This is a genomic window from Nocardia sp. NPDC003693 (genome assembly GCF_053981095.1).
The window spans coordinates 20,928-44,595 of record NZ_JBSFNO010000042.1; the positions used below are offsets into that span (position 1 = coordinate 20,928).

A 23,668-nucleotide genomic window follows, 5' to 3' on the forward strand; every position below is an offset into this window, starting at 1 on the left:
GACAACCTCGCACCCCCGGCCCCCGGATCCGATAACTCGCCGTGACCCGGCCGGGCGGTGGTGATCTACCCGCCGGCCGGCCACCCCGCACTTACGCTGCGCCACACCGCTATTCGATGTGCATCCGGCATGAATCGCCCGGCTTGTCCGCTATGTCACAAGGGATTTCACCGATTCCCACCCGCAAAGCACCGTGTCGCAGCACCGCCGGGCGGGCGGGGCACCGGTACCGTCGATCGGATGAGCGGGCGCGACAGCTACGGCGGTGACATCTTCAGCGGGCACGCACGGAACCGCAAACGCGAGATACCGAAGGTCGCGGCCGAACGCGATCTGGTGGTGGAGGACGCGGCTACCGGATTCTGCGGTGCGGTAGTGGGTTTCGACCGCACCTACGACGGCGACTTCGTCAAACTCGAGGACCGGGCCCGGCGCGTGCGCCTGTTCGCCATGCGCGAGGCGGCCTTCCTCATCGACGGCAGCCCGGTGACGCTGGTGCGCCCGGTCGCCGCCGCGCCGAAGCAGCCGACGCGCTCCGCCTCCGGATCCACCCGGGTGGTCGACCACAAGGCCCGGGTCGCGCGGGCCAGCCGCATCTGGGTCGAGGGCGTGCACGACGCCGCTCTGGTCGAGCGGGTGTGGGGGCACGATCTGCGGGTCGAGGGCGTTGTCGTGGAACAGCTCGAGGGCCTGGATCACCTGGCCGCGCGGCTCACCGAGTTCCGGCCGGGGCCGGGCGCGCGCGTGGGCGTGCTCGTCGATCACCTCGTGACCGGTTCGAAGGAGACCGGGCTCACCACCGGCCTCGGACCGCACGTGCTGGTCACCGGACACCCGTACATCGATGTGTGGCAGGCGGTCCGGCCCGCCGCCGTCGGCATCGCCGCGTGGCCGGAGGTTCCGCGCGGCGAGGACTGGAAGACCGGCATCTGCCGGCGCCTGAAATGGGGCACCCCGCAGGAGGGCTGGCGCCGGGTCTACAACTCGGTCGAATCGTTCCGCGATCTCGAGACCCCGCTCATCGGCGCGGTGGAACGGCTCATCGATTTCGTCACCGAACCGGAGTAACCCGAAGTCCGGATCCCTCGCTCCTCGGTTTCCGCACCGAAGCGTAGTAGCCAGCCAGTTATCCTCGTAGTCATGAGTAGCCCGAGTGCCACATTGACGGTGTGGGCCGGTTCCTGGGTCGCCGGCCGCAGCGCGCCCGATGACGTGCTGGACGCGCTGCGCCTGTGGGCCGCGCGGCAGAGCGTGACCGCGGGCGACCCGGTTACCGGCGGTCACACCGGGTTACCGTGGGCCGACGACGAGACCTCGGATGGCGCCGGAATCATGGTGCTGCTCAAGCTGATTCGCGAGGCGACCGCCTCCCCCGAGGCGCAGGTCCGACTGGTGCTGCCGATTCCCGGCGACGTGCGCGGCCTGCCGGTCGGCACCGAATTCGCCGCCGCGGCAACCGAAGCCGGCGAAGGGCTGTACGTCGGCGCCCCCGGCACCCGGGGCACCGGCCTGGTCCCGGTATGGACCGACGACGACGCCCTGCAGTGGCGGGTCTACACCACACCCATCCCTTTCGCCACCGAGCCCGAGATGCCGCTCGGCGAGGCCGAATACACCATGCGCCAGGCCGTGCGCGACGCCGCGGACGCCCTGCAGCAGTTGCACACCACCCGCGTCGACTCCAACGGCCCGAGCCCCCGCGATCTCATCGAGGACGAACTCGCCGCCTACTCCCAGCACGGCTACCCCGATTCGCTTCCGCTGCGCGCCCGCCGCATCCTCGACACCGCCGACCAGGTGGCCGCCATCCTCACCGTCGCCGAACGCGCACCCGCCTCGGCCCCGGTGTCCGGCACCGCCATCGCGGCTCAGGAGTCCCTGCTGCGCCCGCTCTGGAACGCGATCCGCGCGGCGCGCCTGGCCGCGGTCCACGCCCGCGGCTAGCGACGGTCCGTGCCGGGCCACCTGGGGTCCGGCGGCTCCGCATCTCACCGCCGGGTGACGAGGCCGCGGCTGCCGCGTTCCGGGCCGTCGCCGCGCCGGGTGGCCGCTCGCCCCCACACCGGGTGCGGTGCAGTTCGCCCACGGGTCACCGCACAGCTTCTCGCATAGATTCTTCCCACGGCACCACGTGGTCGTCCGAGCTCGCGCCGTCACAATCCGGTTGCCCAGGGTTACGCGGCCACCCTGCCGGTCTGCGAGCGGAGCCGAATCCATTTGCGCGGCCGCATGATCCGCGCGAACGAGTACGCGGGAACGCTCGGCGGACGCGGTCGATGTGGTTACCTTCACAGGGTCGGACAGCGAACCCTTCCGCGTGTCCCGCGCGACTCGCCGTGACTGTCCGGGTGAGCCCGGTGGTGGACCAGGAGTGGCGAGCGCCGGCACGGCGAGGACACCGCGAACACGGCCCGCACATCCCCTGCACAGGGGGCGAAACGGCCGGGCACCCCCGCTTGCCATCGACAGATCGCAGCTCCTACTCGCCCCGGCGGCTACCCGCAAATACGGTCCAGGCGAATCCACTTCGCCCGCCCCCGCCACGGATTGACAGGTGCCGCGCGCGGGGATAGCGTGCCGCTGAATGGTTGCCGGTCGGGCGACCAGCAAGTGGATGCCGGGCTGCCGCCCGGTGAGCAAGTCGGGCAGGGCAAATGATTTCCCAGGTCGAAACGTGTTCAGCAACTCATAGTTCCATTCGGCACCGAATCGGATCGGTAGCCAGCCGTGAACTGGTTCCCCACAATGAGCCGCCGACGCCGGCTCGCCCCGACCACGCGGCCGCGGCATGACCTCCGCGCCGCACCCCGAATCCACCGCCCGCACCACCGCGGCCGAGATCCCACTGCGCCCGATCCCGCTGCCCACCGCGGCCGACGCGGCCGTGACGGTGCTGCACCGGGCCATCGAGCACGCCTACCGGGGTGGGGAGGCCATCGCGCCGATCACCAACCAGGAACAGGCGCAGGCGCTTCCGGCGACCGTACCCGCGGGCACCGCCGTCCTGCTGTCCACCTCCGGATCCAGCGGCGTGCCGAAACGAACACTGCTGTCGCGCACCGCGTTGCTGGCCTCGAGCCGCGCGACCGCGGATCGGCTCGGCGGCACGGGCGATTGGTTGCTGTGCCTGCCCGCCGGATACGTGGCCGGATTCCAGGTGGTCTCGCGGGCAACCCTGGGCGGCACCCGGGTATCGACCCTTCCGGCAGGCCCCTTCGACAGCGCCGTCTTCGCCGCGGCCGCCGCGCGCCTGACCGGCGAGCGGCGCTACACCTCCCTGGTTCCCACGCAGGTCACGCGGCTGCTCGCCGACGCGCGCGGGCGGGCGGCGCTGGCGACCTTCGACACCGTCCTCATCGGCGGGGCGCGCCTCGATCCCGGTACCGAGCGGCAACTGCGCGCGGTGACCAGGCCGGTCGTCACCTACGGCATGACCGAGACCTGCGGTGGCTGCGTCTACGACGGGCGGCCCCTGGACGGGGTGCGGGTCCGGATCGTGGACGGGCTCATCCACATCGGCGGCCCCGTGCTGGCGGACGGATATCTGAATCCGGGTCCGGATGCGGGCGGTTTCTACGTCGAGGCCGGACAGCGCTGGTATCGCACCGCGGACCGGGGCCGCTGGGACGGCGACGTGCTCGTGCCGACCGGCCGCATCGACGACCTCATCAACACCGGCGGCGTCAAGGTCTCGGCCACCGCCGTGGAACGCGAGCTCGCCGAGGTCCCGTGGGTGGACGACGCCGTCGTCCTGGGTCTGCCCGACAGCGAGTGGGGCGAGATCGTGGGCGCGTATATCGTTCCCCGCCATGATTTTTCGACGCGAGATCCCGGGGCGCTGCGGGAACTGGTACGCGAGCGGCTCGGCCGCGCGGCCGTCCCGAAACACATCGTCCTGAACGCCGAACTCCCGCTGCTACCCAACGCCAAGATCGACCGCGTGGCCATCCGCCACCGGCTGCTCGCCGAGATCGGCGCGCCACGTGGGTGAGCGGACGCGCTTCCAACTGGCCGGGAGCGACGGCCGGGTCGGACTGCGCGGCCCGCTCATCTGCTACTCGAACCTCGAGGAAGCCGAAATCGCGGTCCACACGGGCGAATACGGCGATCTGGTGGCCGGCGCGATCCCCTTCGATCCCCGCTCGGCGAACGCTTCGCTGTATCTGGGCTGGCGCGACGCCCCCGAGCGGACCGTGCCCGCGAGCGCGCCCGGCGGCGTGCGTCCCGACATCGAATTCAACGACGCCGCCATCGCGGCCTACCTGCGCCTGCTGGATCACGCCCTGCCGCTGCTGCGCGCACCGGATTCGGGCGTGGACAAGATCGTGGTCTCGCGTGCCGAACGATTCCGTTACGAGGGCACGGCCGACTCGGCACAGCTGTTCGAACGCATCGTCACGCTCTACCCGCGGGCGCGGAACTACTACGTCGAACACCTCGATTCCCCCGGCGTCCACACCATGGGGGCCAGTCCCGAACTGTTCCTGCGCAAGTCGGGCGCCACGGTCGCGCTGACCCCGCTGGCCGGCACCGTGGCGCGCGATCCGCGGATCGCCGAGTCCCAGGATCGCGCCCGCGCCCGCGCCGAGCTGTTCACCCCGGAGTACCTCACCGCACACCGGCGACTGCTCGACTTCCTCGTCGCGGCCCTGGCTCCGCTGTGCTCGCGCGTCGAGCACCCGCCCGAGCCCGAACTGATCGCTGCGGCGGACCTGTGGCACCTGGGCACACCCGTCACCGGCACCCTCCTGGACACCGAACTGCCGGTCTCGGAACTGATTCGGACACTGCATCCGTCCCCCGCCGTGTGCGGGTCTCCGCAGCCCGCGGCCCTGCGCCTGATCCGCGACCACGAATCCCCCCGTGACTATCACGGCGGTCTGGTCGGCTGGCTCGACGCGGCCGGCGACTGCGAGTTCCACCTCGCCCTGCGCGGCATGCAACTCGACACCCACCGCGGCCACATCACCCTGCGCGCCGGCGGCGGCCTGCTGCCCGAGAGCCGCGCGAACCTCGAATTCGCCCGGACCGCCACGAAACTCGCGACCATGCGCCGCGTCCTGGGCCCGGTGCGGTGAGCACGCGCCGAGGCGAGGTCGCGATCCGCCGACATCCATCGCGACGCCTGGTCGCACCTCGCACGACCACTTCGGCACCGGCGGTTCCATGCGCGACGCGGTGATCGTCGGCGCGGTCCGGACACCGATCGGCCTGGGCAAACCGGGCGGAGCCCTGGACGGCGTGCACCCGGTGGATCTGATGGCGCACAGCCTGCGCGCGCTGGTCACGCGGACCGGACTCGACCCCGCGCTCATCGACGAGGTCATCGGCGGGGTGGTGAGTCAGGTGGGCGAGCAGGCCACCAATGTGACACGCCGGGCCGCGCTGGCCGCCGGATTCCCGGAGTCGGTGCCCGCCAGCACGATCGACCGCCAGTGCAGCGCGAGCCAGCAGGCGCTGCGGTTCGCCGCGCACGCGGTGATCGCGGGCGACTGCGACGTGGTGATCGCCGCGGGGGTGGAATCGGTCAGCCGGATTCCCATGGGCACCAGCCTGCTGGACGCGGACAATCTCACCGGATCCGCGTTCCTGGAACGCTATCCGCAGGGCGTGCCGTGGCAGGGCATCAGCGCCGAACTCGTCACCGCGCGCTGGGATCTGAGCCGCGCGCGGTTGGACGACTACGCGCTCGAGAGTCATCGCCGCGCCGCGGACGCGAGCAAGAATGGGTTGTTCGAGGCCGAGCTGACCCCGCCCGTGTTCGGCCTGTCGTACGACGAGAACATTCGATTCGACGGCACCGCGGCCGGATTCGGCGCGCTGCGGCCCTCGTTCTACAACGAGGCCGTCGCCCGCCGTTTCCCGGAGATCCGCTGGCACATCACCGCGGGCAACGCGAGCCGCCTCGGTGACGGCAGCGCCGCGGTGCTGGTGACCACCACCGAGCACGCGCGCCGGCTCGGGCTCACGCCCCTGGCCCGGATTCGCAGTCATATCGCGATCGGCGACGATCCGTTCCTCATGCTGACCGCCGTGGTACCCGCCACCGAAAAGGTGCTGGAGCGAACGGGATTGGCCGTGTCCGACATCGACCTGTTCGAGGTGAACGAGGCGTACGCCGGTGTCGTCCTGGCGTGGGCGCACGAGACCGGCGCGGATCCGGCGCGGGTGAACGTGCACGGCGGCGCGATCTCGCTCGGGCATCCGCTCGGCGCCAGCGGGGTGCGGATCACCGCGACCCTGGTGCACGCGCTGCGTGCCCGCGGCGCCCGCTACGGGCTGCAGACCATGTGCGAATCCGGTGGCCAGGCCAACGCCATGATCCTGGAGGCGCTCTAGCCGCGCGACCGCCGGTTCCGCTGTGCCGCTAGCTGTTCGCGAGCGCGGGAATCGGCAGGGTGCGCGCCCATTCGCACGCCATGTCCTTGGGCTTGATGTCGGTCGAGGAGTCGTGCCGGGCGTGCTCGCCGACCTGGATCGCGCCGCGGGCGGCGAGCTTCTCGGCCGCGATCTCCCCGCCGCGATTGAAGGTGTCGCCGTAGATGATGTCGCCGAGGCCGAAGACCGCGAAGCGCAGGCCGGTCAGATCCGGTGCGGTGGCGTCGAGTGCGTCGAAGAAGGGCTCCGCGCCGGTGGGTAGTTCGCCGTCGCCGTAGGTCGAGCACACCACGATGTGAAAGTCACCGGTGTCGAGATCGTCGGGATCGAAATCCAGCATGTCGAACACCGAGACGTCATGGCCCGACAGTTCGTCGGCGATGGCCTCGGCGACGAGTTCGGAGGTGCCCAGTTCGGACCCGAACAGAATGACGACGCGCACGCACAGCTCCCTTCAAGGTTTGTAAGCCTAACCTAACCTACAGGGTCTCGGAGGGATACATGAAGAGTGCCACGCGCGATCGATCCCGGCCGGTGCGCTACTGCCGCCCGGCCGCCGTCGCGCCGGGAATCCTCAGATCGACTTGTCGTTGCTCGAGGGCGGGTTTCCCGTGGTGAAATCGTCGCGGGACGCCCGGCCCGCCAGCCGCCGGCGCAGCAGAACCACACCGACCAGAATCGCGAGCGCGATGATCAACAAAATCTCCATGATCAGCGCCTACCCGGGATTGCGCCCGATATGCCTGGACTGCCGTGGACACGGGAAAGGCCCGCACCCCGGGGTGCGGGCCTTCCATGAGCAGACTCACCCGATGAGCTTGCGGCGCATGCCTTCGGTGGCGATGACCAGCGCGGGCACCAGCGTCAGGTGGGTGACCGCCAGCGCGATCGTCGAGGTGGTGTCGAAGTCGGCCGCCACGGTCAGGGCGATGGTGCCCACCGCGAGCAGCGAACCGACGACCGCCGCGAGCCGGAGCACGCCGACCCACCGGTACGACAGCAGCGCCGCGAGGGTGAGCCCGGCCAGCAGCGGCACGACGGTCAGGGTGACGATCCCGCCGGGGGCGACGCTCTGCGCCTGACCGTCCATGGTCGTTTCGAAGGATCCGCCGGCGAGCGCGCCGATCGCCCAGACGATCAGATTGGCCACCACGGCGCCGGCGACCGCGCCGAGGACGGCGACCGGGCGGCTCAGAGCGGGAACGGGAACGAGGGAACGAGTGGTGTTGGTGGCTGCGGTCGTCATGATGACCTCCGAGTGGAAGAGCGATGAAGTTCTGGACTCCATCGTGAAACCTCGATAATTGTTCAGGTCAATGCTTTTCGGGCAACAGTGACGTGGGTCACCGATCGCCCGGTCGTAGCCGGGCTACATGGTGGACACGCGATCCACGTCCGATTCGTTCAAGACACCGGGCGCGCCCCGCGCCTACCGTGTCGTCCATGAGCATTCACTTTGATGTCGTCAGCGTCGTTGTCTCGGATATGGGTGCGGCCGTGGCCTTCTACGGGCTGCTCGGGCTGGAGTTCGAGGCGGGCGCCGCGGATCTGCCGCACGCGGAGGCGCAGTTGCCGGGCGGTATGCGGTTCGCGCTGGACAGCGAGGAGACCATTCGTTCGTTCCACCCCGAGTGGAAGGCGGGCAACGGTGACGGACGCGTGGGCTTGGCGTTCCGGTGCGATTCGGCGGGCGCGGTCGACGCGAAGTTCGAGGAGTTGACCGCCGCGGGGTATCGCGGGGAGATGAAGCCGTTCGACGCGTTCTGGGGGCAGCGGTACGCGGTGGTGCTGGATCCCGACGGGAACGGTATCGATCTGTACGCGCCGCTGAGCTGAACGCGGGGCTCGTGCGCGGCCGAATCATGCGGCCGCGCACGACTATTGCCGCAGCAGGCGCGTGAGCGGCATCCCCGCCAGCGCGCGGATGTCCCGGGACAGGTGCGGCTGGTCGGCGTACCCGGCCAGCACCGCGGTCTCCGCCAGGGACACCCCGGCCCGCGCGAGGGCGAGCGCGCGCTGCATGCGCAGGATGCGGGACAGGGTCTTCGGGCCGTAGCCGAACCCGTCCAGGCACAGCCGGTGCAGGTGCCGCGGCGTCATGTCGAACAGGGCCGCGGTGTCCGCCGCGCTCGCGCCCGCGGCCGACTCGATCACGGTGCGGGCCAGGATCGGGTTGGGCGGGGCGGCATCGGCCGCCAGCCACCGGGCGATCGTCTCGAGCCCGGTCGCCGGAGTCGGCGCGGCGGTGAGCAGTTCGCGGGCGCGGCGGACCCTGTCCCGGCTCCACAGGTCGGCGAGTTCGACTCTGCTGTCGCGCAATTCGTGCGCGGGGACGCCGAGCAGCGCCGGCGCGGTGCCGGGATGGAAGCGGATGCCGGTCACCCGCGTGGCCGGGGCCGCGCCGGGGCGCTGGGCGTGCGTGTCGGGGCCCGCCACCACGAGCCGGTCGGCGATGAGCAGCAGATCCATGCAGCCGTCGGGCAGGATCGGGGCGCCGGCGCCGGCCGTGACCTCGCGGTCCCACACCACCGCGCCCGCGACGACCGACCGGCGCTCTCGATAGCCGGTCGGCGTCACCGTGTCGGGGCGCATCAGTCCTTGCGCACCACGCGCTCGGAACTACCGGGCTTCCAGATGGTGACCTCCATGTGTTTGCCGTCGATCAGTTCGACCGCGGAGCCGCCGGTGATGTCCGCGGCGTAGAAGTGATCGAACTTCTCCCCGCGGAAGTCCATTCCGGTTTCCTCGAACAGGGTCTCGAGCCAGCGCCCGCGCACTCCCTCGTCGAGCACGTCGTGCACCGTGCCGAAGAGTTTGGCGTCGCCGTCGCCGACCTGCGTATCGACCGTGGCGGTGTGCAGGCAGAAGCGCGGATCACGCTCGAGATCCTTGAACTTGGTGGTGCGGGGCATGCCCACGAGCCACAGGTCGCCCTCGAAGATCCGGGGTTCGAGGGGGCTGATGCGCGGGGATCCGTCCGCACGGGTCGTGCCGAGCATGCAGAGGTTGCCGGTCGCGGCGTGCCGGCGGGCGAAGATTGTCGAAATACGGGGCGCGGACTCAACGAACTCGGACCAGGACGTCATTCGTTCGACCGTACTCGCGGGGTCCGACAGAGTGCTCGCGTCGCGCCGATCAGCTCAGCAGGCCGTCGGCCAGGCGCGCCCAGTCCGCGAGGACCTGTTTGCGGCGTACCCGGTCGCGGCCGACCATTTCGTCCAAGGTCGCGCCGCGCACCAGGTTGATGGTGAGCCAGAACGCCGACTCCAGGCGGTCGCGCGGTACGTCTATGCGGGCGGCGCAGGCGTCGAGCAGGTCGACGGTCAGATCGTGCTGTACGCGCAACATGTTGCGGCGCAACTCGCGGTCGTTCGCGATGCCGACGTACAACTCCACCGACGCCTTGCCCAGTTTGCCGGCGAAGGGCGCGGTCACGAGTTCGACCAGGGTCTCCCCCGCCGACGCCTGCGCGAAGTTGCGTACGCGGCGCTGCAGGGCCTCGTGCTGGCGCTGGGTGAGATGTTCGATGGTCTGGGCGAACAGCTCCTGCCGGGTGTGGAAGTGGTGTAACTGCGCACCCCTGGTCACCCCGGCCCGCGCGGTGATGTCGGCGATGGACGCGCTCGCGTGGCCGACCTCGGCCAGGCTGTCGATGGCGGCGTCGAGCAGCAGCGCCCGCGTGCGCAGGCTCTTCTCCTGGTGCTTGTTCGGGGGTAGACCGGAAACCACGAGCTCAGTCTAGCCAACGCCGAATATTACGTGCTGCCTTGCACGCAATTGGATGCTGGACGTAATGTGCTGGCCATGCCTGTCGATCGTTTGCTGCCCACCGCCGAAGCCCGCGACCTGATCGAGCTGACCCGCGATATCGCGGACAAGGTGCTCGAACCGCAGGCCGCGGAATACGAGAAGCAGGAGCGCTATCCGGAGGAGGCGTTCGCGGCGCTGGGCGCGGCGGGGCTGCTGAGCCTGCCGTACCCGGAGGAATTCGGTGGCGGCGCCCAGCCGTATGAGGTGTACCTGCAGGTGCTCGAGGAGCTGGGGGCGCGCTGGGCCGCGGTCGCGGTGGCGGTGAGCGTGCACAGTCTGTCGTGCCATCCGCTGTTCGGGTACGGCACCGCGGAGCAGAAGCAGCGGTGGCTGCCGGAGATGTTGTCCGGCAATCTGATCGGCGCGTACAGCCTGTCCGAGGCGCACGCCGGGTCGGACGCGGCGGCGCTGCGCTGCCGCGCGGTGGAATCGGCCGACGGGTATCGGATCACCGGCACCAAGGCGTGGATCACCAACGGCGGCAAGGCCGATTACTACACCCTGTTCGCGCGCACGGGCGAGGGTTCGCGCGGCATCTCCGCGTTCCTGGTTCCCGCCGACACCCCCGGCCTGTCGTTCGGCAAGCCCGAGGAGAAGATGGGCCTGCGCGCGGTTCCCACCACGAGTGCGGCCTACGACGATGCCCTGATCTCGGCCGATCGCCTGATCGGCGCCCCCGGACAGGGTCTGTCGATCGCTTTCAGCGCCCTGGATTCCGGTCGCCTCGGGATCGCCGCGGTCGCCACCGGCATTGCCCAGCGCGCCCTGGACGACGCGGTCGCCTACGCCAAGGAGCGGGAAGCCTTCGGCCGCGCCATCATCGACCATCAGGGCCTGGGTTTCGTCCTGGCCGATATGGCCGCCGCGGTCGACTCCGCCCGCGCCACCTACCTCGACGCGGCTCGTCGCCGCGACGCCGGCCTGCCGTACTCCCGCCAGGCCAGCGTCGCCAAACTGGTGGCGACCGACGCCGCCATGAAGGTCACCACCGATGCGGTCCAGGTCCTCGGCGGCTACGGCTACACCCAGGATTTCCCCGTGGAGCGCTACATGCGCGAAGCCAAGATCACCCAGATCTTCGAGGGCACCAACCAGATTCAGCGCCTGGTGATCGCCCGCGGTCTGGCCGCGAACTGACCTCGCTCAGCTGACGAGGGTCAATAGCTCGTCGAGGCTGAGCTTGCCGTCGCGGTTGAGGTCGGCCCGGGCGATGATCGCCAGCGCGGCCTGCTTGGCGGCCTCGGTCGAGAACCCGTACGCCTCCACGGCCGTCGTGTATTCCTCGAGGCTGATGAACCCGTCGCCGTTCGTGTCGACCTTGGCGAACACGGCTTTGGCTTCCGCAACAGTAAATCCACCCATGACCCACTCCTTCACACGTCCAACAGCCGTTTTCGGCCACCGAAGTATCGCATCCGTTCTCCCCCAACACCCCTCACACCTGCCGATACGGCAGCCTCCCCCACCCCACCCGAGATCGATTACTCCGAACTCGCACTCGATGCACGATCACATTCGACGCACTCCTGCCGAAATCGGCTACGCCACATCAGGTTCCCTCTTGGAGCTTTGCCAGTGGTGCCGGTATGGCCTGTAAAAAGAAAAGCACTGCCCACCAACGCCAGGGTGTGGGGCGCATCTGGATCATGGCATGGCGAAGGGTTCGCGGGTACCCGTCACGACACCTGCGAACCCTTGCTTCCCCTCGGAAGTGCTGCTGCCATCGACCCCCTCTCCCCGGGACGTCCGGTCGAGTCGATGTCAGTTCAGGGTCAGGATCCAGGAGCCGTTGCAGCCTTTGCCGGCGTTGCGGTCCTCGGAGTAGACCCACACGCCCTCGGCGTCGGGCTCGTTGTGGACGTTCCAGGTGCCGGTCGGGGAGGTGACCACGCGGCCCTTCGAGCTCAGGACCGAGACCTCGTCGGGGGCGAAGGTCCAGCGGCCGGCGTGAGTCGGATAGTTCAGGGTGATCTCGACGGTCCGGCCGGTGTGGTTCTGGACCACCAGGCAGGAGCCGGGGTAGGTCGGCTCGGCCGCGGCGGGGGCGGCGGTCGCGGTCACGACCGCGGTGGCGAGCGCAGCGACGGCCAGTGGGGCCGCGGCGAACGCGGCGAGCTTCGCGGGGCGGGCGGTGGTGAGTGCGGTTCGCATGGCGTTCCCCATCTGGATTTCCGGGAGTGGAAGTCTGCTTGGATGGAACGAGGGTAGGGACGGCGCCCTTGCGAACGCTTATGGAAACCTTGCAGTCCGTGCCACCCCGCGCCGCGACCGTTCAGGAGCGGTTCGCGACCAGCGTCACCCGGTAGTCCCCGGCCGAGATCGCCCGGTCGGTGCGCCGCGCCGGAGCCAGCTTGCGCACGTCGATCCGGTACCCCTCCACCGTCACCCCGGTATTCGGGTTGAGGTGCAGTTCCTGCCGCGACTCGCCCGCCCCCGCGGTCACCGTCACGACGATCGTCGCCGTGCCCGCCCAGACGCAATCGACATCTTCCGGACACCGGCTGTCCCCGGTCACCTCGTCGAACCGCACCCGCAGCCGATTCTCGTCGGCGACCGCGACGTCCCGGGGTGCGAGCGTGAAGTCCGCACCGAGTGCCACGTTCTCGATACCCGGCTCGTCCGGCGTCGGGTCCGGGTCCCCGCACCCGGCCACCGCCAGCACCGGCACGGCCAGCATTCCCCACCACATTCGACGCACAGCGACCATGCCACCGAACTGTAGGCGCGGGATTCGATCCGGGTGATCGCAAAGGTGGTCACGCACCCCGTTTCCGATGTTTGATCTGGGCTCCATTCGGTTCGAGTGAGAGGCCCGCACATGTCCGTCGAGAGATTCGCAGAGCCGGCCGCTGACGTGCGGGTGGTCAAACTCGGAGCCCACATCGGCGCGCGCGTCGACGGGGTCCGGCTCGGCGGCGGCCTCGACGCCCCGACGGTGGCCGCGATCCGCGCGGCCCTGAACGAGCACCGGGTCATCTTCTTCCGCGGCCAGGATCATCTCACCGAGGACGGGCAGTACGAGTTCGCCGAACTCCTCGGCGTCCCCACCACCCCGCACCCGACCCTGTCCACGGGTGCGAAGAGCCTGGCCATCGACTCCCAGCACGGCCGTTCGAACGTCTGGCACACCGACGTCACCTTCGTGGACCGCGTGCCGCAGGCCTCGATCCTGCGCGCGGTGACCCTGCCCAGCTACGGCGGCTCCACCACGTGGGCCTCGACCGTCGCCGCCTACGAGGCGCTGCCCGAACCGCTCAAGCGGCTGGCCGAGAGCCTGCGGGCCCGGCACACGAACCGCTACGACTACGCGACCGAAGGCCGTGCCTCGGAGCAGAACTCGGCCGCCTACCGCCGCGAGTTCGAATCCACCTACTTCGAGACCGAGCACCCGGTGGTGGAGGTGCATCCGGTCACCGGCGAGCGCGCTCTGCTGCTGGGCTGCTTCGTCAAGGAACTCGTGGGCCTGTCCGGCAGCGAGTCGCGCGCCCTGTTCCAGCTGTTCCAGAACCGGATCACCCGCTTGGAGAACACCACCCGCTGGGACTGGCAGCTCGGTGACGTCGCGATCTGGGACAACCGCGCAACCCAGCACTATGCCGTCGACGACTACGACGGCGGCGAGCACCGCAAGCTGACCCGCATTACCCTGGCCGGTGAGATCCCGGCCGGAATCGACGGCACACGCAGCACGGTGATCGCGGGCGATGCCGGCTACTACTCCGACGCCGAGGTACCGCGCGCGGCCTGAGCCGCCGCTCCGAACGAGACCAGGCGGACACCGCCCGCCGGGCACAAGCCCATAACGGTCCCACCCGGATCGCATGTCACCGGCAAACGACCGGCGAATTTCGACTACTGTCTAACGGCTCGCATGTCCGGTGCAACGCAGACAGGAACCGATCCGGCCTCCCGGCCGATGAGGGGAATCCCGTGCATTTGTGGAGCTACATCCGAGGCCGTGGCGAAGTCCTGACCTTCCTCACCTATCAGCACGCGTCCCTGGCCTTCCAAACCGTGCTGGTCGGCACGCTCATCGCGGTGCTCATCGCGATCGCGGTCTACCGCCTGCCGCTGGCCTCGGCGCTGACGCTCACCACGAGCCGGGTGGCGCTGACCATCCCCTCGCTCGCCCTGCTGGCCCTGCTGCTGGTCCCGTTCGGGCTCGGGGTCGTCCCCTCGTTCATCATGCTGGCGTTCTTCGCGACGCTGCCGGTGATCGGCAACGCCATCGTGGGCCTGCGGTCGGTACCGGAATCGGTGGTGGAATCCGCGCGCGGCATCGGGCTCTCCCGCCGGCGCATCCTGCTGACCGTGGAGTTGCCCATCGCCTGGCCGGTCATTCTCACCGGCATCCGGATCTCGACCCAGATGGTGGTCGGCGTCGCCGCGATCGTCGCCTACGTGCTCGGCCCCGGTCTGGGCTCGCTCATCTTCAACGGACTGTCCCGGCTCGGCGGCGCCAACGCCCTCGAATCCGCGCTCACCGGAACCATTCTCATCGTCCTCATCGCGTTGGTGTTCGACGCGCTCCTCGTCCTCCTCGGACGTCTCACCATCCCGAAGGGTCTGGCATGACCGAGTTGACCGACCGGCAGGTGCCGGCCGAACGCAATGTGACGGGTGCGTCCATCCGGTTGGACGGCGTCGTCAAACGCTATCGGGGACAGGAGAAACCGGCCGTGAAGCGGCTGGACCTCGAGATCGAGGCGGGGCAGATCGTCGCGTTCGTCGGGCCGTCGGGCTGCGGCAAGACCACCACGCTCAAGATGATCAACCGGCTCATCGAGCCGACCGAGGGCCGGATCCTCATCGACGGGCGCGATGTCACGAAGGAGGATCCGGACCGGCTGCGGCAGTCCATCGGCTACGTCATCCAGTCCGGCGGCCTGTTCCCGCACTGGACGGTGGCCAAGAACATCGGCGCGATCCCGCGCGTGCTCGGCTGGGACAAACAGCGCATCGCCGAACGCACCGACTACCTGCTGGATCTGGTCGGATTGGATCCGGCGGTCTTCGCGGACCGGCTGCCCAAGGACATGTCCGGCGGGCAGCAGCAGCGCGTGGGCGTCGCCCGCGCCCTGGCCGCGGATCCCCCGGTGCTGCTGATGGACGAGCCGTTCGGCGCGGTCGACCCGATCACCCGGGTTCGCCTGCAGGACAGCCTCATCGCGATCCAGCACGAACTGGGCAAGACCATCGTCATCGTGACGCACGATTTCGAGGAGGCCACCAAACTCGGGGACAAGGTGCTGATCCTGTCCGAGGGCGGGCATGTCGAGCAGTACGCGACACCGGAGGAGATCCTCACCGATCCGGCGACGCCGTTCGTGCGGGAATTCGTCGGCTCCGGAGCCAAACTCGCGTACCTGACGGTGTCCCGGGTGCGAGATGTGGAGTACGACAGGGTGATCACCGCCCGGATCGGCGAACCGTCGCGGGAGGTGATCGCCCGGGCCGAGGCCGCGGGACACAGCTGGATCGTGGTGGTGGACAGGCACGGACGCCCGCGGTCGTGGCCCTCGCTCACCGAGGTGGCCAGCAAACCCGAGGTGTCGGACTTCCTGGATCGCCGGCTGCCGGTGGTCGCGCGCTCCTCGACGCTCAACGACGCACTCGACGCCATGCTCGCGACGAGTCAGGGCGCGACCCTGGTCACCGACGGGCGCGGCGCGGTGGTCGGCTCGCTGAGTATCGACTCGGTGACCGAACTGATCCGCGCCAAGCTCGCGGAGGGACATCCCGAGATCGAGGATCTGTCGTACGAAACCTACGTCGACGGAACCGATCCCGCGCCGACGCCGGTGGTGGCGGCCGCGGACGAACCCGGCTCGCTCGCGGACGCCCCGCACGCGGCCCCGGAGCCCGATCCGGTCCCCGGCTCGGACGAGCGCTCATGAACCGGCTGCGCCGCCTGCCGATCGACGTCTGGTTCGAGCCGATCATCATTCTCGCCATCGCCGTCGGCTACCTGCTGTGGTACCGATCGACCACGTTCACCTCGACCGAGCAGGCGTCGCTGGCGTGGTCGAATCTGCGGACCACGATCCTGGCGCACATCGAACTGACCGTGGTGGCCACGCTCATCGTGGTGGCGGTGGCGATTCCGCTGGGGATCGCGCTGACCAGGCCCGCGCTGAAGCGGTTCGAGCCGATCGCGGTGAACATCGCCAACATCGGCCAGGCCGCGCCCGCGGTGGGACTGCTGGTGCTGTTCACGTTCTGGCTCGGCACCGGATTCCGGACCGCGGTGGTCGGTCTGGTGGTGTACGCGATCCTGCCGATTCTGCAGAACACCATCGTCGGACTGCGGCAGGTGGATCAGCGCACCATCGAGGCCGCGCGCGGGATCGGGTTCTCGGCCCTGCGCACGCTTATCCAGGTCGAGCTGCCGCTGGCGGTTCCGGTGATCCTCAACGGCGTGCGCACCGCGCTGGTCATCCTGGTCGGCACCGCGACGCTGAGCACCTTCATCGGCGCGACCAGCCTCGGCACGCTCATCACCACCGGCGTCACCCTGTTCCTGCCGAAACTGCTGATCTCCGGGGCGATCCTGGTCGGCCTGCTGGCGTTGACCATCGATTGGCTCGGCAGGCTGGTCGAGCTGGCCGCGACCCCGCGAGGCGTGTCATGAGGCGGGTGCGGGCGGGGTCGCTCGCGCTGCTGATCGTCGCGCTGCTGGCGGGCTGCGGTCTGGTGAGCTCGTCGGGTACCTTCCACGACGCGAGTCTGCCGGGCGGCGAGAAGCCTTTGGACGGAGCGCAACTCGTCGTCACCTCCAAGAGCTTCACCGAGGGCGTGCTGCTCGGCAAGATCACCGCGACCTACCTGGCCGCGGCCGGGGCCGATGTCACGGACCTGACCGGCGCGCCCGGGTCGGCGTCCTCGCGTCAGGCTCAGCTCAACGGCGACGCGGACATCCTGTGGGAGTACACCGGCACCGGCTGGGTCAACTACCACAACAGGACCGAGACGATCGCCGACCCGGCCGAGCTGTGGCAGCGGGTGCACGACATCGAGAAGTCCGAGAACGACCTGGAGTGGCTGGCCCCCTCGAACTTCAACGACACCTACGCCTTCGCCGCGTCCGCCGCCACCGCGCAGCGCCTGAACGTGAAGACCCTGTCCGAGGTGGCGGCCCTGCCGGTGGGTGAGCGCACCTTCTGCGTGGACGACGAATTCTTCAGCCGCTCCGACGGTTTCATCCCCATGCTCGCCACCTACGGCATCCCCTACAACGACCCGAACGGCGTACCGCCGGGGAACGTCACCCGCATGGACGCCGGCGTCGTGTACACCGCGACCGCCAAGAGTTCACCCTGTAATTTCGGCATGGTGTACACCACCGACGGCCGGGTGAAGAACCTCGATCTGACGGTCCTGGACGACGACAAGAAGTTCTTCCTGCCCTACAGCGGCACCGCCGTGGTCCGCGCGTCGGTCCTGGACCGCTACCCCGAGATCCGCCCCCTGCTGGACACCATCTCCGAACGCCTCACCGATCAGCTGATGCAGGAACTCAACGGGCGGGTGGACATCGACGGGCAGGACCCGTCCGACGTCGCCTACGACTGGCTGGTGAGCGAGGAGCTCGTCGAGTAGCCGAGCAGGTCCCGCACGTGCGACGCGCACCGGGCGGGGTCGTCGAACCACGGATTGTGCCCGCCCGGAACGACTTCCAGACGGGCATGACGCATCGCGCCGATGCTGTCCCGGGCGGCCTCCGGGGCGAGGAACGCATCGTGCTCACCCCAGACGAACACGGCCGGAACGGCCATACGTGCCAGTTCCGCCGGGGTGAGAACGGTGCCGGGCAACGGTCCGCCGGCGCGCGGTAAGGAACTCCGCCGTGAGTTCGAATCTTCCTTCCCAGGTGGGTGTTTCAGCCAGCTGTTCACCGAGCGATACGGCGGTCGGGGGTTGCGTCTGAACCGGTTTCGGCAAGAAAGAGCGCCCGATGACCCGAGGCACGCGACCCGTCACGCCCAACGCTCAGGTGTATCCGAGCCGTCCGCTCGCCGGGTCACGGACTTCTTGGTGGCGCAGCCCTGACGAATCCTTCGCTACCGTGGCGGGGGTGAATTCCTCGGCGTTGCACCGTGCCCTGACGGACGTGGGCCCGCCCGCACTGCGGCCGCTGCCGGAGCGGGCCGCGGACCTGGTGCGGGGTCTGGGTGCGCCGCCTCGGCTGGGGGCGCATCTGCGGGCCGTCCACGACGTGGCGTGTCAGCTGGTGGACTGGGTGCGGGTGCACCACGGCGGGGTGCGGTTCGACGGCGGCGCGGTGTGTTTCGGGGCCGCCACGCACGACATCGGCAAGATCCGGTTCCCGAACGAGTTGTCGGGGCCGGGGGCCGCGCACGAGGCGGCGGGATTCGAGTTGCTCTGTGGCAGCGGGGTTCCGGAGCGGCTGGCGCGGTTCGCGCGGACGCACGCGAGCTGGGACGAGGACGGGATCGAGTTCGAGGACCTGCTGGTGAGCCTCGCGGACAAGGTATGGAAGGGCAAGCGGGTCACCGAGCTCGAGCAGCTCGTGATCGAGCGGCTCGCGGCGGCCGCGGGCGCGGAGCACTGGGAGGTCTTCCTGGCGCTGGACGGTGAGCTCGAGCGGCTGGCCGCCGACGCCGACCGCCGCCTCGAATTCCAGGCGAGCTACCCGCTGTGAGCGGGACCGGCGGCCCCGGACACGCACCGCCGCAACCGGTCTCAGAGCCGGCGGCTCACCCTGCTGACCAGCCAGCGGTTGTCGGGTTGTTCCTCGAGGGTCGCCAGATACGTGTAGGTCACGACGCGGGCGTCGGTGGTGTTGCCGCCGAATGTGAGGGACTGCTCGACCGAGACCAGGGCCTCGGCCGAACGCGCGCCGAACGAGGTGAGGCCGCAGTGCGGGGACTCCGCGGGCTGGGCGCGGCCGCGCACGGTGGCGATGTCGCCGCGCCGGAACGGCATGGTTTCCTGGAACTCCTCGCGCCATTCGCCGGTGGACGCGGCGAGGAGACCGGCGAAATACTTGTCGAGGTCGGTGTAGTCGTAGGTGGACAGCAAGACCACGAAATCGCACGCGGCGCGCTTGGCGGCGGCGCGGCGGGCATCTGTGGCGGCGGCGTCCGAGAGTTGCCCGCGCAGTTCGGCGATGGTGCCGTCCCGGGTTTCGGCGGTGTCGTTCGCGGTGGCGTACAGCAGGAAGAATCCGCCCGCGCCCAGTACGCACAGCACAGCCAGCGCGGCCGAGACGAGCGAGACGAGCACCGGGGTCCGGGACGCGGCGCGGGGGTACGGCGACTGGGACGATGACGCATTCCCGGGCAGGGACACGGGGCTCCCCCTCTTCTCGGCTGTGCCGAGATGCTATCGGTAACTGCGTCGCTCACGGGCGCGGAGTGGCGGACGGGTGATACTGCTGCGATGACGGGCTCGGAGAAGCAGACCGACGACGACCGGGTTCCGGCGTGGGCGCGCAAGACGGCGGGCGAATCACGCCTGCTGGCCACCTCGGCGGTGATCGCCCTGCTGGTCCTGCAGTTCTTCCTGCCGGACCGGTTCACCCCGGGTCCCCGCTGGATCGTGCCCGCCCTGGGATTCGTCCTGCTGGCGGGGCTGATCGTCGCCAGTCCGACCCGCCTCGATCGCGAGGAGATCTGGTTCCGCCGTTTCAGTCTGCTGCAGATGGCGTTGCTCGGTTTCAGCATGATCTGGGCCGTGGTCGAGTTGGTGCTCGGCCTGATCGACGGGTCGGTCAGCAAGGACGCCGCCGGGCTGCTGGCCGCCGGCGCCGCGGTGTGGATGTCGAACGTGCTCGTCTTCGCGCTCTGGTACTGGGAACTCGACCGCGGCGGCCCGGCGGCGCGCGCCCATCACCGCCGGCCCTACCCGGATTTCCTGTTCGTGCAGATGCAGAACCCGGATCTCGCCGACCCGGAGTGGACGCCGGAATTCCCGGACTACCTGTATCTCTCGTTCACCAACGCCACCGCGTTCAGTCCCACCGACGTGATGCCCATGTCCCGCTACGCGAAGTTCCTCATGGCGACACAGTCCGGAATCGCCCTGGTCACCATGAGTCTGGTCATCGCCCGAGCGGTGAACGTCTTCGATTAGGCGTTCGCACTACGAGAATCAGCGGTTGATCCACATGTCGGCCAGCACCAGCACCACCGCGACGACGACCAGGATCACCGTCAGCGTCATGGACTGCCCGATGGTCATGCAGATGCCCGCGGCCAGGAACAGCGCGAGCACCGGCGCCCACACGAACGCGTCCGGCGAACCCAGCGCCCGTTTCTTGGCCGCCGCGCCGCCCGATCGCGGCGCTCCGGCGCGCGGCGGCGGTCCGCTCGCGCGCTGTGCTCCGGCGTACTCGCCCTGACGACGTACGGGCCCTCGCTCCGATGTACTCACCTGCGCGACATTACAATTCGTTCGCCGTCAGCGCGCGCCGGGGGCCGGATTGTCCGGCAAACCCCCAGCGTGTCGCGCTATCGGCCGGGTACCGCCCGCACGACGGCGATGTCCGCGCCGAGCGGCACCCGGGGCGCGCCCTCAGCCGGCCGACGGACGGCCCGCCGGGCGCGCGGGTAGCTCGCAGCAGCCGACCACGCACGGCGCCCCGTTCACGGTGCAGCCCAAACCCGGCATGGCGCTGAGCCGTTCGGGCGCGGTCCCCACGCGGTGCTCCTGCACCAGATCGACGACCATGCGCGCGAACCGCGGATCCGGTCCGGGCGTCGCCGCCCGCGCGAAGGCCATACCGAGCTCGGCGGCCCGCTCCTTCGCCTCGTTGTCCAGATCCCAGATCACCTCGAGGTGATCGGAGACGAACCCGACCGGGCAGACCACCACCGCGTCCACGCCCCGCTCCCCCAGCGCGTCCAGGTGATCGACGATGTCGGGCTCGAGCCACGGCACCTGCGGCGGCCCGGACCGCGACTGCCACACCACGTCGTAGTCGTCGAAACCCGTTGCCGCGGCGCACAACCGCGCGGATTCGGCGACCTGGCGACTGTAGAGCGCCTGCTCCCCGGGCGGCCCGGAGGCGTTGTCGGCCGAGACCGGGATCGAGTGCGCGGTGAACACCAGCCGCGCGCCCGCGCGCCGCTGCTCCGGCAGCGAATCCACCGCCGCGCGAATGCCGTCCGCGAACGCCTCGATCAACAGCGGATGATCGTAGTACTGGCGCAGTTTCACCAGTTCCGGCGCCTCGTCCACCGCCGCGCGCGCCCGCACGATGTCCTCGTGGTACTGGCGGCACCCCGAGTAGCCACCCCAGGCCGAGGTGGGAAACACCAGCGCCGAACCGATTCCGTCGGCCCGCATGCGCTCCACGGTCTCCTCGACCATGGGATGCCAGTTGCGATTGCCGAAGTACACCGGCAGATCGATGCCGCGCGCGGCGAATTCGCCCTCGATTGCCTTGATGATGTCCAGGTTCAGCGCGTTGATGGGCGACACCCCGCCGAAGTGCAGGTAGTGCTGTGCGACTTCGGCGAGACGTTCGGGTGGGACGCCCCGGCCCCGAGTGACGTTCTCCAGGAAGGGCATCACGTCTTCGGGGCGCTCCGGGCCGCCGAAGGACAGCAGGAGCAGTGCCTCGACGGCCACGGGTCTCGGGTCTCCTTCAGCTCAGTTGGTGAAACCGTTTTCCGGGAACCAGGTGTTGTGGCTGGCGCCGCCGTCGACGTAGATGATCGAGCCGGTGGTGCCGGGCAGCCAGTCCGAGAGCAGGGTGACCACGGACTTGGCGACCACGGTCGGGTCGTCGACGTCCCAGCCGATGGGCGACGCGCCGTCCCAGTAGGTGTTGAGCATGTTCAGCTGCTTGGCGTCGTCGGTGGCGGTACCGGCGATGGCCTTGGCGGCCAGGGTCTTGATCGGGCCCGCGGCGACCAGGTTGGAGCGAATGCGCTTGGCCTCGCCCACTTCCCGCGCCACGTAGCGGTTCACCGACTCGAGGGCGGCCTTGGCCACGCCCATCCAGTTGTAGAACGGCATGGCGGTGCGCGGATCGAAGTCCATGCCCACGATCGAGCCGCCCTCGTTCATGGCGGGCAGCACGGCGCGAGCCAGGGAGGCGTAGCTCCAGGCCGAGATCTCGAAGGCCTTGGCGGCGTCCGGTCCCGGGGCGTCCAGGAACGGCAGCGCCTCGGGGCCCATGAGGGTGCGCGGGGCGAAGGCGATGGAGTGCAGCACGCCGTCCACGCCCTCGGGCGCGAGTTCACGGACCTTGGCGGCGAGCTCGCCCAGGTTCTCCTCGTTGGTGATGTCGAGGGGAATGGCCGGGGGCACCTCCTGCGGCAGGCGCTTGGCGATGCGGTCGATCAGCCGCAGCCGCTCCGGAATACCGGTGATGATCACCTTCGCGCCCTGCTCCTGCGCGACCGCGGCCGCGTGGAAGGCGATGGACGAGTCGGTGATGATGCCGGTGATGAGTACGGTCTTGCCTTCGAGCAATCCACCCATGGGTTGGTCGCTTCTCCTCGTGTGCTGTGCTTGGCCTGGTTGGTGGTGCGGGTGCGGCTATCGGAGCGAAAAGCTCAGTGGCCCATGCCCATGCCGCCGTCGACGGGGATGATCGCGCCGGAGATGTAGGAGGCGTCTTCCGAGGCGAGGAAGCTGATCACACCGGCAACGTCCTCGGCCTGACCGATGCGGCCGGCGGGGATGAACTCGAGCGCCTTCTCGCGCATCTCCGGGGTCATGTCCTCGCGGGTCATGTCGGTGTCGATCAGACCCGGGGCCACCACGTTCGCGGTGATGTTGCGCTTGCCGACCTCGCGGGTGATGGCGCGGGCCATGCCGACCAGACCCGACTTGGCGGCGGCGTAGTTGACCTGACCGGGCGCGCCGATCTGCCCGACGACCGAACCGAGGAAGATCACGCGACCCCAGCGGCCCTTGAGCATGTTGCGGTTGGCGCGCTGGGCGACTCGCCACGCACCGGTGAGGTTCGCGTCGATGACGTTGGTGAAAGCCTCTTCGCTCATGCGCATGAAGAGCGTGTTCTCCACGATGCCGGCGTTGGCCACGACGACCTCGACCGGACCCTGCTTCGCCTCGACCTCGGCGAAGGCCGCGTCGACCGAAGCCGCATCGGTCACATCGCATTTGACCGCGAGCAGACCTTCGGGCGCGCCCGAGCCACGATGGGTGACGGCGACCTTGTGCCCGTCGGCGAGAAGGCGCTGCGCAACCGCGAGACCGATACCGCGATTGCCGCCCGTAACCAGAACCGACCTGGATGTGTTCGACATGCCGTAGAACTTATCGGGTGCCGTTCCCTTTGCCTACATTGGGGCGAGGAATTCCTTCTCCCCGGCGCGGGCCGCGACACCCTACCTCGAGTGCGGCGAACCCCAGGTCAGCGACATGATCCCGCATTTCTGAAACAGATCCCATTCAAACCAGTAGGATGCGTCGTTCGTCTGGAATGACCGCTTGTGAATGATCATGGGATTCCCACCCCGCGACCGTGAAAACGACAGTGGCC

At 69.4% G+C, this 23,668-nt stretch carries 28 protein-coding genes and 1 pseudogene; 14 read left to right on the plus strand and 15 right to left on the minus strand.

Annotated elements, in window-relative coordinates; genetic code table 11:
- Positions 1 to 240 precede the first annotated feature (240 nt).
- The 5 genes from ACWDOP_RS32380 (at position 241) to ACWDOP_RS32400 (ending at position 6,339) form a co-directional block, all read left to right on the plus strand.
- Positions 241 to 1,068: a DUF3097 domain-containing protein gene (locus ACWDOP_RS32380; RefSeq protein ID WP_456348094.1), complete on the plus strand. Its 828-nt coding sequence runs from the start codon at positions 241 to 243 to the stop codon at positions 1,066 to 1,068.
- A 72-nt stretch (positions 1,069 to 1,140) separates the two neighbouring features.
- Positions 1,141 to 1,944: a hypothetical protein gene (locus tag ACWDOP_RS32385; protein ID WP_454204199.1), complete on the plus strand. Its 804-nt coding sequence runs from the start codon at positions 1,141 to 1,143 to the stop codon at positions 1,942 to 1,944.
- Positions 1,945 to 2,788: 844 nt separating this feature from the next.
- Positions 2,789 to 3,991 carry an AMP-binding protein gene (locus ACWDOP_RS32390; RefSeq protein ID WP_456348095.1) on the plus strand — a complete coding sequence of 401 codons (1,203 nt, stop codon included), beginning with the start codon at positions 2,789 to 2,791 and terminating at the stop codon, positions 3,989 to 3,991.
- Positions 3,984 to 5,078: a chorismate-binding protein gene (locus ACWDOP_RS32395; protein WP_456348096.1), complete on the plus strand. Its 1,095-nt coding sequence runs from the start codon at positions 3,984 to 3,986 to the stop codon at positions 5,076 to 5,078. The genes ACWDOP_RS32390 and ACWDOP_RS32395 overlap by 8 nt, the downstream gene beginning before the upstream one ends.
- 88 nt (positions 5,079 to 5,166) lie before the next feature.
- Positions 5,167 to 6,339: a thiolase family protein gene (locus ACWDOP_RS32400; protein ID WP_456348097.1), complete on the plus strand. Its 1,173-nt coding sequence runs from the start codon at positions 5,167 to 5,169 to the stop codon at positions 6,337 to 6,339.
- Positions 6,340 to 6,367: 28 nt separating this feature from the next.
- On the opposite strand, the gene ACWDOP_RS32405 is transcribed toward ACWDOP_RS32400, so the two are convergent.
- The 3 genes from ACWDOP_RS32405 to ACWDOP_RS32415 form a co-directional block, all read right to left on the minus strand.
- Positions 6,368 to 6,820 carry a flavodoxin domain-containing protein gene (locus tag ACWDOP_RS32405; protein ID WP_456348098.1) on the minus strand — a complete coding sequence of 151 codons (453 nt, stop codon included), beginning with the start codon at positions 6,818 to 6,820 and terminating at the stop codon, positions 6,368 to 6,370.
- Positions 6,821 to 6,952: 132 nt separating this feature from the next.
- Positions 6,953 to 7,087: a hypothetical protein gene (locus ACWDOP_RS32410; RefSeq protein WP_454204194.1), complete on the minus strand. Its 135-nt coding sequence runs from the start codon at positions 7,085 to 7,087 to the stop codon at positions 6,953 to 6,955.
- A 96-nt stretch (positions 7,088 to 7,183) separates the two neighbouring features.
- Positions 7,184 to 7,624 carry a DUF6069 family protein gene (locus tag ACWDOP_RS32415; protein ID WP_456348099.1) on the minus strand — a complete coding sequence of 147 codons (441 nt, stop codon included), beginning with the start codon at positions 7,622 to 7,624 and terminating at the stop codon, positions 7,184 to 7,186.
- A gap of 197 nt (positions 7,625 to 7,821) precedes the next feature.
- Here ACWDOP_RS32415 and ACWDOP_RS32420 point away from each other — a divergent pair, with 197 nt between their 5' ends.
- Complete coding sequence (locus tag ACWDOP_RS32420) at positions 7,822 to 8,214, plus strand: VOC family protein (RefSeq protein WP_456348100.1); 393 nt, start codon at positions 7,822 to 7,824, stop codon at positions 8,212 to 8,214.
- A 42-nt stretch (positions 8,215 to 8,256) separates the two neighbouring features.
- Here ACWDOP_RS32420 and ACWDOP_RS32425 read toward each other — a convergent pair whose 3' ends face one another.
- Genes ACWDOP_RS32425 through ACWDOP_RS32435 form a run of 3 tightly spaced genes read right to left on the minus strand, consistent with a single transcriptional unit; the run spans position 8,257 to position 10,107 of the window.
- Positions 8,257 to 8,970, minus strand: a complete 714-nt coding sequence (locus ACWDOP_RS32425; protein WP_456348101.1) for a helix-turn-helix domain-containing protein — start codon at positions 8,968 to 8,970, stop codon at positions 8,257 to 8,259.
- Positions 8,970 to 9,464: a pyridoxamine 5'-phosphate oxidase family protein gene (locus tag ACWDOP_RS32430; RefSeq protein WP_454204190.1), complete on the minus strand. Its 495-nt coding sequence runs from the start codon at positions 9,462 to 9,464 to the stop codon at positions 8,970 to 8,972. Before ACWDOP_RS32430 ends, ACWDOP_RS32425 begins: the two co-directional genes overlap by 1 nt.
- A 49-nt stretch (positions 9,465 to 9,513) precedes the next feature.
- Positions 9,514 to 10,107, minus strand: coding sequence for a TetR family transcriptional regulator (locus ACWDOP_RS32435; RefSeq protein ID WP_456348102.1), 594 nt, complete (start codon positions 10,105 to 10,107; stop codon positions 9,514 to 9,516).
- Positions 10,108 to 10,182: 75 nt separating this feature from the next.
- On the opposite strand from ACWDOP_RS32435, the gene ACWDOP_RS32440 reads away from it, so the two are divergent.
- Entirely contained in the window at positions 10,183 to 11,325 is a 1,143-nt protein-coding gene (locus tag ACWDOP_RS32440; RefSeq protein WP_456348103.1) for an acyl-CoA dehydrogenase family protein, read from the plus strand.
- A 6-nt stretch (positions 11,326 to 11,331) separates the two neighbouring features.
- Here the strand turns inward: ACWDOP_RS32440 and ACWDOP_RS32445 are convergent, their stop codons facing one another.
- From ACWDOP_RS32445 to ACWDOP_RS32455, 3 genes are all read right to left on the minus strand, one after another.
- Positions 11,332 to 11,550 (minus strand): EF-hand domain-containing protein, encoded by a 219-nt coding sequence (locus ACWDOP_RS32445; RefSeq protein ID WP_454204187.1) that lies wholly within the window; start codon positions 11,548 to 11,550, stop codon positions 11,332 to 11,334.
- A 399-nt stretch (positions 11,551 to 11,949) separates the two neighbouring features.
- Positions 11,950 to 12,339 carry a hypothetical protein gene (locus ACWDOP_RS32450; protein WP_456348104.1) on the minus strand — a complete coding sequence of 130 codons (390 nt, stop codon included), beginning with the start codon at positions 12,337 to 12,339 and terminating at the stop codon, positions 11,950 to 11,952.
- Positions 12,340 to 12,460: 121 nt separating this feature from the next.
- Entirely contained in the window at positions 12,461 to 12,895 is a 435-nt protein-coding gene (locus ACWDOP_RS32455; protein WP_456348105.1) for a hypothetical protein, read from the minus strand.
- 111 nt (positions 12,896 to 13,006) lie between these two features.
- On the opposite strand from ACWDOP_RS32455, the gene ACWDOP_RS32460 reads away from it, so the two are divergent.
- The 5 genes from ACWDOP_RS32460 (at position 13,007) to ACWDOP_RS32480 (ending at position 17,787) form a co-directional block, all read left to right on the plus strand.
- Positions 13,007 to 13,936 carry a TauD/TfdA dioxygenase family protein gene (locus ACWDOP_RS32460; RefSeq protein ID WP_456348106.1) on the plus strand — a complete coding sequence of 310 codons (930 nt, stop codon included), beginning with the start codon at positions 13,007 to 13,009 and terminating at the stop codon, positions 13,934 to 13,936.
- A gap of 182 nt (positions 13,937 to 14,118) precedes the next feature.
- Positions 14,119 to 14,763, plus strand: coding sequence for an ABC transporter permease (locus ACWDOP_RS32465; RefSeq protein WP_456348107.1), 645 nt, complete (start codon positions 14,119 to 14,121; stop codon positions 14,761 to 14,763).
- On the plus strand, positions 14,760 to 16,085 hold the full coding sequence (locus ACWDOP_RS32470; RefSeq protein WP_454204181.1) for an ATP-binding cassette domain-containing protein: 1,326 nt from the start codon (positions 14,760 to 14,762) through the stop codon (positions 16,083 to 16,085). Before ACWDOP_RS32465 ends, ACWDOP_RS32470 begins: the two co-directional genes overlap by 4 nt.
- On the plus strand, positions 16,082 to 16,819 hold the full coding sequence (locus ACWDOP_RS32475) for an ABC transporter permease (RefSeq protein WP_456348108.1): 738 nt from the start codon (positions 16,082 to 16,084) through the stop codon (positions 16,817 to 16,819). Before ACWDOP_RS32470 ends, ACWDOP_RS32475 begins: the two co-directional genes overlap by 4 nt.
- Positions 16,816 to 17,787: a glycine betaine ABC transporter substrate-binding protein gene (locus tag ACWDOP_RS32480; protein WP_456348109.1), complete on the plus strand. Its 972-nt coding sequence runs from the start codon at positions 16,816 to 16,818 to the stop codon at positions 17,785 to 17,787. Before ACWDOP_RS32475 ends, ACWDOP_RS32480 begins: the two co-directional genes overlap by 4 nt.
- Here the strand turns inward: ACWDOP_RS32480 and ACWDOP_RS32485 are convergent.
- Positions 17,751 to 18,086: pseudogene (locus tag ACWDOP_RS32485) on the minus strand (alpha/beta fold hydrolase); the annotation flags it as partial. The gene ACWDOP_RS32480 and the pseudogene ACWDOP_RS32485 overlap by 37 nt on opposite strands.
- Positions 18,087 to 18,262: 176 nt before the next feature.
- Here ACWDOP_RS32485 and ACWDOP_RS32490 point away from each other — a divergent pair.
- Entirely contained in the window at positions 18,263 to 18,850 is a 588-nt protein-coding gene (locus tag ACWDOP_RS32490; protein WP_456348110.1) for an HD domain-containing protein, read from the plus strand.
- Positions 18,851 to 18,891: 41 nt separating this feature from the next.
- Here ACWDOP_RS32490 and ACWDOP_RS32495 read toward each other — a convergent pair whose 3' ends face one another.
- Positions 18,892 to 19,500 (minus strand): hypothetical protein, encoded by a 609-nt coding sequence (locus ACWDOP_RS32495; RefSeq protein ID WP_456348111.1) that lies wholly within the window; start codon positions 19,498 to 19,500, stop codon positions 18,892 to 18,894.
- 90 nt (positions 19,501 to 19,590) lie between these two features.
- On the opposite strand from ACWDOP_RS32495, the gene ACWDOP_RS32500 reads away from it, so the two are divergent.
- Entirely contained in the window at positions 19,591 to 20,283 is a 693-nt protein-coding gene (locus tag ACWDOP_RS32500) for a hypothetical protein (RefSeq protein ID WP_456348112.1), read from the plus strand.
- A gap of 18 nt (positions 20,284 to 20,301) precedes the next feature.
- Here the strand turns inward: ACWDOP_RS32500 and ACWDOP_RS32505 are convergent, their stop codons facing one another.
- The 4 genes from ACWDOP_RS32505 to fabG1 form a co-directional block, all read right to left on the minus strand.
- Complete coding sequence (locus ACWDOP_RS32505; RefSeq protein WP_454204172.1) at positions 20,302 to 20,583, minus strand: hypothetical protein; 282 nt, start codon at positions 20,581 to 20,583, stop codon at positions 20,302 to 20,304.
- A gap of 141 nt (positions 20,584 to 20,724) precedes the next feature.
- Positions 20,725 to 21,783, minus strand: coding sequence for a ferrochelatase (locus tag ACWDOP_RS32510; protein ID WP_456348113.1), 1,059 nt, complete (start codon positions 21,781 to 21,783; stop codon positions 20,725 to 20,727).
- A 21-nt stretch (positions 21,784 to 21,804) separates the two neighbouring features.
- Positions 21,805 to 22,641, minus strand: a complete 837-nt coding sequence (gene inhA, locus ACWDOP_RS32515; RefSeq protein WP_454204170.1) for an NADH-dependent enoyl-ACP reductase InhA — start codon at positions 22,639 to 22,641, stop codon at positions 21,805 to 21,807.
- A gap of 74 nt (positions 22,642 to 22,715) precedes the next feature.
- Positions 22,716 to 23,432, minus strand: coding sequence for a 3-oxoacyl-ACP reductase FabG1 (fabG1, locus tag ACWDOP_RS32520; RefSeq protein ID WP_456348114.1), 717 nt, complete (start codon positions 23,430 to 23,432; stop codon positions 22,716 to 22,718).
- Positions 23,433 to 23,668: the final 236 nt, after the last annotated feature.